17 protein-coding genes are annotated in these 15,157 nt (G+C 41.3%); 4 read left to right on the top strand and 13 right to left on the bottom strand.

Annotated features, from left to right (window positions below; translation table 11 throughout):
* Window positions 1-58: 58 nt before the first annotated feature.
* The 9 genes from KNO66_RS10625 to KNO66_RS10585 form a co-directional block, all read right to left on the bottom strand.
* Window positions 59-556: a peptide-methionine (S)-S-oxide reductase gene (locus KNO66_RS10625; RefSeq protein ID WP_214742695.1), complete on the bottom strand. Its 498-nt coding sequence runs from the start codon at window positions 554-556 to the stop codon at window positions 59-61.
* Window positions 557-561: 5 nt separating this feature from the next.
* Window positions 562-1,497, bottom strand: a complete 936-nt coding sequence (locus KNO66_RS10620) for a hypothetical protein (RefSeq protein WP_214742456.1) — start codon at window positions 1,495-1,497, stop codon at window positions 562-564.
* A 21-nt stretch (window positions 1,498-1,518) separates the two neighbouring features.
* A complete protein-coding gene (locus KNO66_RS10615) occupies window positions 1,519-2,970 on the bottom strand; it encodes an MBOAT family O-acyltransferase (RefSeq protein WP_214742455.1) in 1,452 nt (483 codons plus the stop codon).
* 49 nt (window positions 2,971-3,019) lie between these two features.
* Complete coding sequence (locus KNO66_RS10610; RefSeq protein ID WP_214742454.1) at window positions 3,020-4,426, bottom strand: AMP-binding protein; 1,407 nt, start codon at window positions 4,424-4,426, stop codon at window positions 3,020-3,022.
* The gene (locus KNO66_RS10605) at window positions 4,423-4,677 is read right to left on the bottom strand and encodes an acyl carrier protein (RefSeq protein ID WP_251024962.1); all 255 of its coding nucleotides are present in this window, start codon (window positions 4,675-4,677) and stop codon (window positions 4,423-4,425) included. The genes KNO66_RS10610 and KNO66_RS10605 overlap by 4 nt, the downstream gene beginning before the upstream one ends.
* Before the next feature lie 278 nt (window positions 4,678-4,955).
* A complete protein-coding gene (locus KNO66_RS10600; protein ID WP_214742453.1) occupies window positions 4,956-5,558 on the bottom strand; it encodes a DUF4230 domain-containing protein in 603 nt (200 codons plus the stop codon).
* A 1,012-nt stretch (window positions 5,559-6,570) separates the two neighbouring features.
* Window positions 6,571-8,163, bottom strand: a complete 1,593-nt coding sequence (locus KNO66_RS10595) for a UvrD-helicase domain-containing protein (protein ID WP_214742452.1) — start codon at window positions 8,161-8,163, stop codon at window positions 6,571-6,573.
* Complete coding sequence (locus KNO66_RS10590; RefSeq protein WP_214742451.1) at window positions 8,144-10,045, bottom strand: ATP-dependent nuclease; 1,902 nt, start codon at window positions 10,043-10,045, stop codon at window positions 8,144-8,146. Before KNO66_RS10590 ends, KNO66_RS10595 begins: the two co-directional genes overlap by 20 nt.
* A 245-nt stretch (window positions 10,046-10,290) precedes the next feature.
* A complete protein-coding gene (locus KNO66_RS10585) occupies window positions 10,291-11,127 on the bottom strand; it encodes a hypothetical protein (RefSeq protein ID WP_214742450.1) in 837 nt (278 codons plus the stop codon).
* A gap of 95 nt (window positions 11,128-11,222) precedes the next feature.
* On the opposite strand from KNO66_RS10585, the gene KNO66_RS10580 reads away from it, so the two are divergent.
* Genes KNO66_RS10580 through KNO66_RS10565 form a run of 4 tightly spaced genes read left to right on the top strand, consistent with a single transcriptional unit; the run spans window position 11,223 to window position 12,175 of the window.
* The gene (locus tag KNO66_RS10580; protein WP_214742449.1) at window positions 11,223-11,465 is read left to right on the top strand and encodes a hypothetical protein; all 243 of its coding nucleotides are present in this window, start codon (window positions 11,223-11,225) and stop codon (window positions 11,463-11,465) included.
* The gene (locus tag KNO66_RS10575; RefSeq protein ID WP_214742448.1) at window positions 11,446-11,913 is read left to right on the top strand and encodes a transposase; all 468 of its coding nucleotides are present in this window, start codon (window positions 11,446-11,448) and stop codon (window positions 11,911-11,913) included. The genes KNO66_RS10580 and KNO66_RS10575 overlap by 20 nt, the downstream gene beginning before the upstream one ends.
* Window positions 11,914-11,922: 9 nt before the next feature.
* Window positions 11,923-12,045, top strand: a complete 123-nt coding sequence (locus tag KNO66_RS15015) for a transposase (RefSeq protein WP_214742694.1) — start codon at window positions 11,923-11,925, stop codon at window positions 12,043-12,045.
* Window positions 12,026-12,175, top strand: coding sequence for a hypothetical protein (locus tag KNO66_RS10565; RefSeq protein WP_214742447.1), 150 nt, complete (start codon window positions 12,026-12,028; stop codon window positions 12,173-12,175). Before KNO66_RS15015 ends, KNO66_RS10565 begins: the two co-directional genes overlap by 20 nt.
* Window positions 12,176-12,281: 106 nt before the next feature.
* Here KNO66_RS10565 and rlmH read toward each other — a convergent pair whose 3' ends face one another.
* The 4 genes from rlmH to KNO66_RS10545 form a co-directional block, all read right to left on the bottom strand.
* Window positions 12,282-12,761 (bottom strand): 23S rRNA (pseudouridine(1915)-N(3))-methyltransferase RlmH, encoded by a 480-nt coding sequence (gene rlmH, locus KNO66_RS10560; RefSeq protein ID WP_074034007.1) that lies wholly within the window; start codon window positions 12,759-12,761, stop codon window positions 12,282-12,284.
* A gap of 83 nt (window positions 12,762-12,844) precedes the next feature.
* Window positions 12,845-13,006 carry a CxxH/CxxC protein gene (locus KNO66_RS10555; protein WP_015880243.1) on the bottom strand — a complete coding sequence of 54 codons (162 nt, stop codon included), beginning with the start codon at window positions 13,004-13,006 and terminating at the stop codon, window positions 12,845-12,847.
* Between the two features lie 37 nt (window positions 13,007-13,043).
* Window positions 13,044-14,303 carry a S1C family serine protease gene (locus KNO66_RS10550; RefSeq protein WP_214742446.1) on the bottom strand — a complete coding sequence of 420 codons (1,260 nt, stop codon included), beginning with the start codon at window positions 14,301-14,303 and terminating at the stop codon, window positions 13,044-13,046.
* Window positions 14,304-14,354: 51 nt separating this feature from the next.
* Window positions 14,355-15,146, bottom strand: coding sequence for an MBL fold metallo-hydrolase (locus KNO66_RS10545; protein WP_214742445.1), 792 nt, complete (start codon window positions 15,144-15,146; stop codon window positions 14,355-14,357).
* Window positions 15,147-15,157: the final 11 nt, after the last annotated feature.

Raw genomic sequence — 15,157 nt, 5'->3', positions numbered from 1 at the left:
AGACATGAAACGCATCCATTTAGCTTTACTCATTTGGGAAAAAATGAAAAAAAGCATCTCAGAAGAGACGCTTTGATGATGATACGTTCTGATATTTTGTTAATAAGTCTTTCGGAATATGGCAATAATCATCCGGACAACGTGTCAGGCGGTCCTGATGCTCGTCCGCACTTCGCACATAGTTCGTGAGCGGCTTGACTTCAACAGCAATCCGCTTCGCATCCGAGCGTCGATCAATGAACGCCTGCGCCTCCATCAAATGTCGTGACTCCTCGCTGTAGACGCCCGTCCGATACTTCTCCCCGACATCGATTCCTTGTTGATTGATGCTGTATGGGTCGATGATTTCGAATAAGTAGCCCATCAAATCCTCAACTGTCACCACATTCGGATCGAATGTCGTTTTGACGCACTCCGCGTATCCGTCATATTCCCCGTCCAACGTGTCCGTCGTTCCGTTCGCACGTCCCGCTTCAGTTGAAAGGACGCCAGGTAAGGTCCTCACAAATTCTTGAACGCCCCATAGACATCCTCCTGCTAAATAGATTGTTTCGATTGGAATCACTCCCGTTCCATATTATCATCTTCATCTTGAATATACCCCAACCGCTTCAAATCTTCATAGACAAGCGTAGACAATAACTTCCGCCCGTCCCCATTCAAATGGTCCGGGTTATGGAAGAAGGATTGTTTGTGAATGAATCGTTCGTCCCCCATGTAGTTGAGGAATGGAACATCAATATCCAATTTTTCTAAATGCTGAAACACGAGGCGTTCCATGACGTCTTCATCAAAATACGTATGATATGAGGCATGGACCGGCTCCATCGCCAAGACGACGCGATAGCCTTGCTTCTCGCAATAATCGATGATGTCTTGTAAATATGCCATATTCTCTTCAATCTCGTGATTGTTCACGGCATTCTCGTATTGGGCGGCGACTTCCTCATACTTACGCTCGGAATAGTTCAGCCCCCCATTCTCCCATGGCTTATGCGCATCGAAGCGGAAATCTCGGATTTCCCGGGAAATGGCGGCGTAGGCACTCCCACTGTTCAATGCAGGGAACTGTTCGTGCGTATAATATTGAAACAGGCTGACCGGTTCGATGTCTTCACGGTCTAAGACACGATAGTAGTTTTCTTTCCGTCCGACGTCCGAATTGCTGAAGGTGATTTGTGATAACGACACAATCACGACCCCACCTGGCTTCAGATGTTCATCGTATTCTTTCAACATCTTCAAATCATATTCGATCGGCTGACTCGGTAACGCCAAATCCAGATGCGACAATCCAAGCGACTTGAATGAATACCCATACATCGCATGGGACGTTCCGAGATTGATGATGTCGACCGGTTGAGGGTCTTCCTTGAAGGCAAGGACAGCTCGGTTATTATTATATTCCCACGACTCTTTCACGAACTCGTTGACGGGAATGAAGATTGCGATGATGACGAGTAATACGACACCTATTTTGATTCCTAAACGCTTCATGCTAATTCCTTTCCATCCATCTTAGAACCCACCGTATACAAATCCTTGGCTCGACACGCCAAATAAGAACGCCGAGACAATCAAGAACAAGTTGATGGCCACGCTCGTCACCGCAGACTGACGTGCCATCCAATCCCAAGCCGATCCTCTCGTCCGTTCAATATGTTGGAACAGATGAACGACGACAAAGACGACGAGGAAGATGATCAAATCGAGCAATGAGAACATTTGAACCGCCTGCATCATGCCTGACGGTGCCCATGACGAAGGTGTCACATATAGTTTAGCGTGCGAGAACGCCTCTGCCATCGAATGCGACTGGAAGAAGACCCGTGAGAAACAGACGAGCTGGAACGTGATGGCGATTTTCCACCACCGATGCAGTGTCGGAACGCGGTCAAATCCGACCCATGACGCCATTTTTTCACGTTGTTGTTTCGTATGGTCTCCGAACACGCGATAGATTCCATGAATGAGTCCCCATAAGACGAAGTTCCATGCGGCTCCGTGCCAAATCCCACTCACTAAAAACGTCGCAAGGATGGCACCATAAATCTGTTCGCGCTTCTTCTTTCCTTTTGCGAGCGGCATGAAGATATAATCCCGTAGCCACATCGAAAGCGTGATATGCCAGCGATTCCAGAAGTCGGCGATTGATACGGCGAAGTGCGGCTGCTTGAAGTTTTCCGATAAACGAATCCCGAGCAATCTTGCACAGCCGATGGCGATGTCACTGCATGCCGAGAAGTCCGCGAACAATTGAATCGAGAACAACATCGTTGCGAGTACAATCTCCGAACCAGTCGGGTCCGGGCTATTGAATACACTTGCGACAATCGGTGCCAATCGGTCAGCGATCAATGTCTTCTTGAAGAATCCCCAAATGATGCGTTGAGTCCCATAGCTGATATTGTCGTAGTCGAGATGCTGCTCCGTCTTCAGTTGCGGAAGCAGCTTTTTCGCCCGCTCAATCGGACCCGCCACAAGTTGCGGGAAGAAGGCGAAATAGACCGAGAAATAGCCGTAATGACGCTCTGCTTTTTGCTTCCCTCGCGAGACGTCCACGACATAACTGATGGCTTGGAACGTATAAAACGAGATGGCCAACGGCAACACGATTTCTTTATACGGGACGTCATAATCGAATCCGCTCCATGTGGCGAACGAACGGAGCGAATCATTGACGAAATTAAAATATTTGAACCATCCGAGGAAGAAGACGAGCACGGAGACACCGACCCACATGAGCCGTTTTTTCTGCTCCTTCTTCTCCTGTTTCTCAATCAGAATTCCAATCACATAGGTGAAGGCGGTACTGATCAATAGGAGCGGAATGAATTGGACGCTCAACGTGGCGTAAAAGACATAGCTCGCCAACAAAAGGAGCACCCAACGGTACCGATGTGGAACCATATAGTACGCTCCAACGATGAGGGTTAAAAATAAGAGAAATTCAATCGAAATAAAAGTCATATTTACCACCTGATGTTATGAAACTTGACGATGTACCGATTCCTGACAATCAGGTGGTCACAAGTTCTCGCTTCGGCAATGCAGCATAACGAATCTTTCCGAATGCATTCCGCGGAATCTCGTCAATCTGCATCACCCGAACACCTTTCACCTTGATTTGTTCTTTGATGATTTTTTGAATGCGTGCGACGTCATCTTGTAACGTATACACGTATAACTGGTCGTCTTCCCCGGCACAGACGCAATCATGTCCATGCTCTCGAAGGAGGGCCTCGACTTCGTCTAGGCTGATTCGACTGCCATACAGTTTGATCATGCGCTTGATTCGGCCGACGATGAAGAAATATCCATCCTCGTCGCGATACGCCATGTCACCCGTACGCAAGACGCCTTGATTGTCATCACCTTTTGAAAGGTCAGCTAACGAGGTCGCGTACCCAAACGACACGTTGTCGCCTTGATATACCAACTCGCCTGTCACATTCGCCTCTTTGATGTCATTTCCGGATTCGTCACGCAACGTGAGCGTTCCACCAGGGATGGCAATTCCGATGCTTCCTTCTTTTTTCGCATGCATCCGATCTGGTAAATACGACATCCGGGCCGTCGCCTCCGTCTGACCGTACATGATGAAAAATTGAATCCCTTTCTCTGCACATACTGTTGCGAAGTGCTGCGCAAGTGCCGGGTCCAACTTGCCACCGGCTTGCGTCAACTTCTTCAGACTTGGGAGATCATACGTCTCAAACTTCAATCGTTTCAACATCTCATAATGAAACGGGACCCCACCAAACGTCGTCGCCTGCTCGGCACGACACAGCTCCCAAAACTCCTTTTGAACGATCGAGCGGTCTGTCAGGATGAGGGTCGCTCCTTTCAACAGATGACTGTTGATGATGGAGAGTCCATACGAATAGTTCATCGGAAGGGTCGTGATTGGTTTATCCGTTTGATCGATGTCGAGATAGTCGATGATCGATGTGGCGTTAGCTGATAGATTGTTATACGTGAGACGCACCAATTTCGGACTTCCGGTACTCCCTGATGTCGTCAACAGAAGGGCCAGCTCCTCATGAAGTTGGTGGCGAACCGCTGTTTCGGTTTCAAATAAGGCGTAGCCACCATAGCCATAGAAGGCATCCAACGAGTTCGCCAAATCCTCCCTCGTCTCAGGAGCCCAGACGTGAGTCGGTTGATACCGTTCCATCAATTTCTGTAATTGGTCCACTGGAATATCTGCATCGAGCAAGACCGGGACGACCCGTCCACGGAGAAAGCCGATATATCCGAAGATCGACTCGACTCGGTTGGCACATAAACAGAAGACGAGCGACCGTTCGCCGACCTCCTCACAAATCGAGTCCCCGACTTCCAGCATCTCTCTATAGGAATAAGAGCGATCTGCAGAGACCGCCTCACGATCCGCGAACTGCTCGAGCATTTGAAAAAGCGTCATGACTGGATGTCCACACCGAGGCGCTGCAACAACGCGATGCCAGACTGATATGAATGAAATTCTGTCATTTCATCCGAGTCGATATAGACGTCAAACGCATCCTCGATTTCGGCGATGAGGGTCATATGTCCAATCGAATCCCACTCCGTTGATTCCCCAAGCTTCATCTCTTCAAGGACCACATCATCCTCTAGTTCCAATCCATTTCGAAATGCCATGTTATATGCTTCAAGCGTGCTCATTGTATTCATCCTTTCACATTCACTCCAACTTATTCGATTCCATCTATTCTTATCGACTGATAATGATAATCATTTGCCTTGTGATTCTATCACAATTTTTCGAAATCCTCAATTCTTCATAGGAGATAAAGCTTGAAGTTGAGCGATTTTTTGTATGAAAAAGACCACATCGTTATGATGCAGTCTCAGGAGATGATAAAACATATTCGAGTTGTAAGTCGAGTGGTTCTGCCTCGTAGACTTCTGGCACGATCTTCTCAACCTATCAGATCATAATGATACAACGATTATTTGAACTCGATTGCCACCGTTTCATAACCGCTATTCTTTAAAAACTCTGTCAAGAACTCTTCAATGCGCTCGTCGGCCTTCGTCAGCAACCCTTGCTCAATCTTAGTCTTTTCCATTTTTGCCTTCTCTTTATTGATTTCATCAAAAATCAATTGCGAGGGGTAGTCAGAAAAAAGTGTCCCTTTTACATCTGTCACTACAGCATCATCTGTATTCGCTACGTTGTCTAAAATGGTTGAGTGAAGTACAGTGACAGTCAATTTCTCAGTCGTGTCATTGTAAGAGACCTCCATGCTAGAGAGGTCCGTACCCGCCTTGAGGTATCCTGAGTATTCAATCAGCTTGATTGCTTCCGCTAGTTTGACATCTTTTAATCCGATCAACGATACGGATGTCGTGTTTCGACTGACAATGACGTTGCTGTATTCATACTTTAACGTTGTCAACTCCGTCAATTCGACGAGTCGATCTTTGACGAGCGATACATCAGCCTGTTGATTAGTTGAAAATACACCTGGCTTGATCACTACAATCGCAATGACACCAATCAAGACGAGTGTGAGTAAAACGAATGAGAATCTCCCAATCATTCTTTTCATAATCAATCTCCTTTTTATGTATTCAAATACTTTCGGATTGTCTTATGATTATATCCCGTCTCGTCAGAGATGGCTCTGATGGTCCATCCTTTGCTTCTTAACTCACGAATCATAAAAAATCCCTCACTTCGGATCATGTCTCACACTCCATTTTCAGGTTGTCAGAATCATTGTAAGTTAATTTGAGGAATTTTTAATACGTTGATATAACGGATTTTAACAGCGTTGATTACACAGAATTATTTTTATTGAAATTAAAAATAACAATAATACCTTTTCCCGAATACTATTGAATCCCTTAAACAAAAAACCACCCTTTTTTACTGAGATGATAAAGTAATAATATTAATTAGTAAGGTCAAAAAAAAAAGACATAGAAGTTAATCTGTGTTTAAACGATTTTGCATCATTTTAACTCTGCTCATAACTTCCTTTAGGTTTTCCTGATCGAGTACAAACTCACTTAGAAAAACATCCATAAATGTCTGTAATTTATTATCTTTTGTAATATTTCTCTCAAAAGTAGCGGTATTACTATTTGCATCTTCCTCAAAGTACATCTTAAAGGTATATATACGTTCTGAGGATTACTTATTAATAGATATTATAAAAGTATAACGCTCCACTGATGCTACCACTGAATCAAGTATGTCTGAAACGAAACACAATTGGTCCTTCATTCTTTTAGAAAGGTTATTTACCTCTTTAAACCTTTCATAGAACTATGTATTATATCTTTGTTTCAAAGACTTTTAAAGGCTTATTTATACCATCTATTAAATGGGATATCTGTTAGCTTATAACATAGAAAAAACCAGACAATTATTATCTGGTTTCTTCACCTTATTCATCCGAAAGAAAGTGTGAACAAAAGATTTTAGCCCATTAGAGACTATTAGAATTAAACACTAAAGGTAATTAAATCCTAACAATTCTATAGTTCTCTATGGTTCAATAAAAAGTTAACCTATACCTTTTTTTCGTATTTATTTTTTTATAAATTCCATTGTTATTATAAAGTTTGAAGTGTAGTTTGTACTTGTTCTTCTAATGGAGAATAAATATTTACCTTAAATTTAATTAGCAATTGCAGTGTGGGTTCACTTATAGGTGTAAGACACGCAATACAGAGAAACTCTTTTGGTCGACTAAATGCTACATACCCCAATCTACACTTATCTTGTTGATCGCTTAGTCGTTTCTCTTTATCGTTCTCTAGCCACATTAAAAGTTCTTTTTCATTTTTAGCGACAACTAATGCAGCATCAGCCTGTAAACCTTTTGATTTATGGATTGTTAGAAAAGAATCCCTGTACTCAGTTAATTCTATAGATAAATGCTCCTTTTCAGGAGTGATTCTGTTTGAGAGTTCGTCTACTAATCTCTTAGTTCTCTCTTTAATTTTAAAACTAACCTTCTCTCCTGTTTCTACCCTTTTACGACTAAAAGTAGTTTCTATAAAGTTAGAAAAATCGTCTAAATCAATGTTTAAATTGTAATTAATTTCATAAAATATTAAGAGACATTTCTTCCTAAGTTCAATTTCTTCCATTTCTAGTATTTGATGTAACTTATCTTTTTTTATATTATAAAATGACGATAAATAATCATAAATACACGTAAATAATGTCAAATTTTCTTTAGACTTGTTGTCAAAATTATTTTTTCTATAATTGTTATAAACTTTATTTTCATGAGCCAAAAAAAATCTTGTTTTAGGAAAAAATTCACAATATGCTTTGTTAATACATAAACTATTAAAATCAGAAATAATGGATTTCAATATGGTAGATTGAATAAACATTACAGGGTTTTTAGAAGTAATTTTCTTATTTGCCCATTCTTGTTGGATACTAGAGTGAAATTGATTAATGAAGTTCACTATCGTTTCACTAGATCTATAATTGCTCATCAATTTACTAATAGTATATATTTTTTTCTTTTGTAAAGAATCAATCGGATGCAAAGGAACACTTTTTTCACCTGAAGGACTTCTCCCTTTTCTTGGCTTATTTTTAAAGTTCATAATGCGTTGTTCGGGGTCCCCAACTAGTATGACTTCAGAATTCTTGCCTTTTCTAAGGGTGTCAAAAATCTCAAACTGTGTTTTTGTAGAATCCTGAAATTCGTCTACAAATAGATATCTAATTCGGTTACAAAAACGCTTTTTTACATTTTCGTTATCTAAAATTTTCTTTGAAAGAGTAATTATATAATCATATGTCAAAACACCTTTCTCCGAAAGTCGATTAACTATAATGTTTTTTTCCACAAACGGATTCGAGGAAGACTTACCAACACTAATTTCATAATCTGTGATAATTAGTTCATTTGGTACCAAACCTAAAACTTTTCCATAAGGCTTTATTAGAAATTTGATAAGAAAACTATGTATTGTTCCAACAAAGATATTCTGGTGTACTGAGATATTTTTTTGTAGCCTTTCTAAAATCTCATTGGTCGCAGAATTAGTATACGTTATCACTGCCAAGAACTTATCCGGCGGTAATTCCCTTGATTTTTCAATTATTTGCTTTATTAACTCGGTGGTTTTTCCTGATCCAGCAGCAGCAATTATCAATGTGTTATTTAGTTTTTTCTTCATTTTCTTCCCCCATAATAAACTTGAAGATAGCAACTATATAATCAGGAATAGTAAAGCCTTCATTATCTTTTAGTAGTTCTTCATGTAAAGCGAAGGCAAAATCGGATTTATCATTTTCTATATTTTCAAAGTAACTACCTACATCTATTTGCTCCGTCCACTTTTTCTCAACTTCTTTATACTTTATTGGATGAAGTTGCTTAAATACCCTTAATAACAATTCTTTACCCTTGTCCTTATTGTTAAACTTAATTATTTCTTTTTCAAATGTGTCTTCGTTAATTTCAACAGCAATAACATTGTCATTAACCTTATAATGTTCTTTCAAGTTTTCTGCTCTTTTTTCCGTTTTCTTACCCTCGTCCTTATCTGTTAATACACCGCATTTAATGAAGTATCCATTCTTTATTATTTCTAAAAAATGCTTAAATGCTACTCCATTAACATTAATAATGTTAGCCCCAATACTTTCTAATGTTTGCTTGTATTGTATTTCAAAAAATAGTGGAACTAAAATTTGTTCAGAGATCCCCTCAACAAGTAAAAGTCTCCTTGCATAAAACATAGATGAATTTGTTGCATCGAGATATTTTTTTAAATATTTTATATGATCATGTCCTTCCTTCTTATCGGAAAAACCATCTAGAATATAGTGATAATTTATCTTCCCTTTATCCTTATAAAGGATAACTAGGTTATTTAAATCAATTGAGGTAGTAATATTGGTTGAATGTGAAGTAACAATGATTTGTGTATCTTCCTTAACAACTTTTTCATTCCCAGAATTATTAACCTTGCTTAAGTTCTTTGCTAGATGAGTTTGCAAATGTGGATGCAAATGTGCTTCAGGCTCCTCTATTCCTATAACTCTGAAGGCTAATTTCGTTTTATCATCAGTCTGTGAGGCTAAATGTGAGAGTACAAGTGATATAAACAATAGATTATTTTTCCCTAAACCATTTCTTTCAATTGAAACCGGATTTTCCCCATAAACAATACTTAATTTCTTTAATATTTCATTAACCTCTGGAGAAGAAAAATTAAAGTCAATACTATTTAACTCTGACGGATTAGATAAAGACACTTTATCTAAATACGTAGTCAATTCTTTTTTAATAGACTCTAACTTTTTGTTTTCACTTAATTTTTGGTTTAGTTCACCAAGTATCGTTTGTACTTCAATGAAATCATTTTCATAATTCTTATTTAAAATACGATACAATAATTTATATTCTCCATTTGCAACCAATTCCTTTTTTGCATCACGGAGAGCATCTAAAACCTCTAGTTTTAACATTTTTAGAAAGTATGGATCACATTTATTTGTAGGATTATTTCCGCCATAAATTACATATTCATATTGGTCAATTGGAAACTCTACATGTTTATATAATTCTTCCCTTTTCACCTTACCAGCGCTTTCAAGTTCCTTTAAATTAGAAACCTGCCTTTCAATCCATTCTTGCCGTTTAAATCCACCCCTTGGCTTAGACCAATAAGTTAACTTTGCTTTAGTAAGGGTGGTTTCAAAAAACCAATCTCCTACAACAGCAAGTTGATCTTCGTCTAAACCTTCTAAAATCAACTCTACCCTTATATCAGGAAACTTTATTTTTGATTCATCGATAATTTTATTCTCTATCAGTTTTACAATAGACCTTTTAAAATTTTCCTTGGTAATTGAATTTATATCATCAATGTTCAAAAATCTCTTCTTAAACATAGTAATATCTTGGCTCAATACCAAACCAATACAATCAATTAAATTGGACTTTCCGATATTATTCTCTCCGATAATAGCGGTAAAAGGTTTCAGTGGAATAGAAAATTCAGTTTCACCAAAATTCCTATAGTTTTTAACACTCAATTTTGATATATACACGACTAGACTCCTTAGTATCTTTATAAAATTATATAAATAGGAATTCTACAATAACTGACAAAAAACCTCCATTTTTTTCATTGGCTTAATACTTATCTCAAAAGCACAATAAAAAACAGCAGATTTCCCTGCTGTGAGTCAGTATCATATAGTAAGTATCTGTTTTTATGTTTTCAGTTTAAATCATTTTGTAATCAGTAGAATAAACTCAACAATAGTAGGAATTGAACCAAAAAAATTAAAGGCTATTTACTATTTGATTTATAGATTCTTTGATTAATGTACAATTTAGAAAGATCATCTACCTCAATATAATATTTACCAGAAGTAACCTTCTTAATTTGACCAAAAACTATAGCAGGCACTCCGTTCTCCCACTCACCCTCAATCTTGCCCATAAATGACCAAAATCTCTTTTTAATATTTTCACTTAATTTAATACTGAAATTGTTATAGGGATATTTTTTATCAGAGTTTATCCAGATTGAGTTATCGGAACTATGAAGGTAACCCCAAAATAACCCTTGAATGCCACCTTGATTTATATTTAATGATGCCCAAGAATGGACGATATTTTCAAGTGGTAATTTTTTTTTGTTTATTGTTATCATAACTCCTTGCTTTTCAAGAGTATTATCTAAAGCATAGTCTAATATTCTTTTAAGCGTCCAGTTCTTCTGTACAGATTGGGTCGGATCTTTATCATAGATATTTTTATTATTACCTGTCTTACCAGAGCCCTCTGTCGTATTTTCACCATCTTCTAAAAGCAAAATATTACTAAAATAATCTTTAAACTTTATACCAATAACATTTGTATCTGCCTCTCTTTTGTTTTGAGACATTCTATTCTCTTTACTTTTGGTAGAGTTATTAGACTTCTTTAATTTGCATTCATCATCGTGTTTTGCAGAAAAACATGGCTCTTTACCATCAACTGATTTTTTCCTAAACCAAGCATTTTTTCCGCATTCTCTACAAATTAATAAACCCTTTATTTCAAGTTGCTCTTCTTCGGACATATTTTGAACTTGATAAGAAGAGTAAATTGCCTCTGAATTTTTATGCTTAACTACGTCCATACTCTATCACTCCTATGAAATATTTATACATTTTGACAAATTATTCACTAAATATTATTTTATCAATAAATTTAATTAGGTAAAAAGAATGTCTCTTGGATTATCCTCCAAATACCCAAAATAGCCCTGCTATTATTGAACCAACATATCCAAAACCTGAAAACCAAAATCCTCTTCTAAGAACTTTATATTTCATTGTAGCAGTTTTAGATAAGCGCAAGCTGAAGAAGGAAATCGTCCAAAAAGAGGCGCATTCTTATCGGAATCAACTCGATGCCGAGATCGAGCGCGACCGGGGAGGAAAACAGAAAGCAGTCCTTGGAGCCAAAAAAGTCTGAAGCGAACGAGGTCAAGGAAATCAAGGTGAGCACGACCGACCCAGAGAGTGGGTATTACGTCAAAGGAGAGAGGGAGAAGCAGTTCGCCTACTCGGTACACGCCGCGAGTGACAAGAACGGGTTCATCCTGGGGGCCGTCGTGACCCCGGGTAACGTTCATGACAGTGTCCCGTTCCCGAAGCTTATCGACAAGTTCACTGATCATCTCGGTACGCCGTTCGCCGTCGCCGACTCCGCCTATAAGACTGCCCCAAGCGCCAAACGGTTGATTGACCGTGGGATCTGCCCGCCCTTCCGTATACGCGTCCAAAAGAACACCCTTCGGAAGAATGATTTCGTGTACGATGAATACTTCAACGTCTATCTCTGGCCGAACAATAAGACTCTCGACTATCGGACGACGACACGGGAGGCGAAGCGTCAATGGGTCATCGAGCGTCACCTCTGACAACACTACCTGGACGAGGTTGAGGACCTCCGGCACACAGAACCGGCACGCGAAATCTACAGAAGACGAAAAGAGACAATCGAACGTGTCTTCGCGGACGCAAAAGAGAAGCATGGAATGCATTGGAACTGATACGGGGGACTTAGAAAAAGTTTCGATGCAGGCGATGCTTACTTTTGCTGCCATCAACCTGAAAAAGATGGCGCGGTCAGAGCGCCTCATGGTCCAAAATACGACAAAACGCCCGTTTCAGACGAAATGAAACGGGCGTTTTGTCTACGGTCTGAAAAGACAGGAGAACCTGTCTTCTTTTTAGATCTTTTCTATCCACTCTTTATTGATAATAATTTCTACCCTTTGTTTTACCACTATTTATGATACGGCTCATTCCGATTGATTCGATACGCCCGATAAATCTGCTCACACAATACGAGTTTCATGAGTTGGTGGGGGAACGTCATCTTCGAGAACGAAATCGTATCATCCGCTCGTTTCATCACATCGTCCGACAGACCGAGCGATCCTCCGATGACGAAGGCGATTTTACTCTTTCCATACGTCGCGAGTTGATCGAGTTCACGGGCGAACTCTTCGCTCGTCCGCTGCTTTCCTTGAATCGCCAACGCGATGACGTGCGTATCTGGGGATATCTTCGCCAAAATCCGCTCGCCTTCCTTTTGTTTTACTAGTAACATATCTGCCTCACTCAAATGCTCGGGTGCTTTTTCGTCTGAGACCTCGATTTCCTGCACTTTTGCGTAGGCAGACAGCCGTTTTGTATACTCGGCAATTCCTTGTTTTAAATATTTTTCTTTCAGTTTGCCGACCGTGATAATTGAAATATTCATCCAATTCTTCCTTTTTCCACAGTTTTTTTGGAGTTATCCATAGGGTTATCCACAGAGTTATCCACAAATCCACATGTTGATAATTAGTTTTTGCTTGACACAATATATGTTGCATCGGCTTCACAGAACTCACATGTCACGTGTTCACTTGTGGATAATTCCTCTAGCAACGGGTATTCACCTGTTTCATCCACAATGATGTCTAAAGCGATTTCAACATGTTCCTTGCATACTTTTTTTTCCACAGTTTTTCCTCCTTAAAAAAGAAGCGTCGCCGCTTCTTTATGTTGCTTCAGTTAATGTTGCCTCGGTTTCTCTCGCTTCCCCGCGACGTAAATACTCAATGGTAATCGTATCACCGACCGTCGCATCACGATAGAGTGCATCGCGTAAATCGACGTAACGTTTGATTTCTCGATCTCCGATCTGTGTGATGATATCGCCAACACGTAGTCCTGCTTCTTCGGCCGGACTACCTGGTGTCACTTCTTCGACGAAGACACCGTCTTCCTGGTCGAAGGAGATGCCGTATTCTTCCCGGACGTTACCGGGTACGGCGATGACTTCTTGAATCGTGACCCCGAGCTGGGCCCGTGTCACCTTGCCGTCGCGTTCTAACATGTCAATGACCGGTAGCGCCACGTTGACGGGAATGGAGAATCCAACCCCTTCTACGCTCGCCTCGGCGATTTTCATCGAGTTGATTCCGACGAGTTCTCCCCGAATGTTGATGAGGGCACCGCCTGAATTTCCCGGGTTGATGGCCGCATCCGTCTGAATGACTTCCGCGTTATAATCCATCAAGCCGTCACTGTTCGTATCGACCGGCACCGTCCGCTCGACACCACTGACGATACCACGGGTGACCGAGTTTGAGAAGACACCGAGCGGATTTCCGATGGCCATAACGGTCTCCCCGGCTTGAAGGACGGTAGAGTCGCCAAGTACGATCGGCTTCGCTTCGATATTTTTCGGTAACTCCACTTCGGCGACCGCCAAGTCATTTAGCGGGTCTTCGCCTAAAATGGTTGCCGAGGCGATTTGGCCATCGGAGAAGGCAATGTTGACCTCGTCTGCTTCTTCGATGACATGGAAGTTCGTGACGATATAGGCCGTGTTTCCTTCTACTTTATAGATGACGCCAGAGCCCGCACCCGCCTCCCATTGCGAGTCCGAGGTGAACGCTCGCTGGATATTGGTGATGCTGACGACGGACGTCTTCGCACCGAGTACAGCCGTTGTGACGTCCGATTCGGTGACGGTGACGGCCTGTTCGGTCCGTGTCAGTTCATTCGTCACAAAACGAGAGGTCGGCGAATCCCAGAGCATCACGATGACAAAAAACAAAGCCGCTCCTAAGAATCCGCCAACCCCTCCGAGTAACAACGGTTTTATATTAGGTCTCGGCTTATGGCGTACGTGCTCCTCTTGCTTCGGTCGCCATTCGCTCCGAGACGGGTACGTCGATTTTTCTTCTGTTGATTCGTGTACTTCAGGTTCGACGTCTTGAGGTTCATACTCATGGTGTCTCTCTTCGTTCACGACGCGTCCCCCCTTCAAGACAGTGTGATATCTGTCTTTTCCCAAGTTTCCTTATAAAGAAACGAGTGAAGTGGGGATTGTCGGGTCCGTGTCGCACAATTTGATTCGACCTAAATCAACGTCTCGCATGCCGAGTGTTTGCGAGACGCTCATCTGTGCGAGCTCTTTCATGTTATTGTCCTTACTCAAATGGGCCAAATAGATTCGTTTCGTGCGGTCTCCGATGACCTCACTCATCGCGATGGCCGCATCTTCGTTCGAGACGTGGCCATAATCGCCAAGAATCCGTCGTTTGACACTCCATGGATAACGTCCCATCTGTAGCATCGAAACGTCATGGTTCGATTCAAAGATGAAGTCGTCCGCTCCACGGATGACCCCTTTCATCCGGTCCGAGACATAACCCGTATCGGTGATATGGGCCAAACGCTTCCCGTCATGGGCAAACTGATAAAACATCGGGTCTGCCGCATCATGGCTCACGTTGAACGTCTCGAGTTCAATATCACCGAACTGTTTCACGTCGCCCACTTCGATTTGAAACTTCAAAGCAGGGTCGATTTTTCCAATCAGTGATTCCATCGCTGCCCATGTCTTCGCATTCGCATAAATCGGTAAATTATACTTTCGTGCTAGTATCCCGACACCTTTGATGTGGTCGGAGTGCTCATGGGTGACGAGCAGTGCGTCGATCCCATCAAACGACCGACCGATGGCTTCGATGCGCTGTTGCATCGCTTTTCCGGTCAATCCGGCATCGACGAGCAGCTTCGTCCGTTCCGTCTCGATATAGAGGGCGTTTCCGGTCGATCCGCTCGCTAACACACTATACTGTAAACTCACACCATCACTCC

Source organism: Exiguobacterium sp. s48 (assembly GCF_018617395.1).
GTDB lineage: Bacteria > Bacillota > Bacilli > Exiguobacteriales > Exiguobacteriaceae > Exiguobacterium.
Note: the sequence above shows the minus strand (reverse complement) of the source record. Positions and strands in the feature narration are given on the sequence as shown.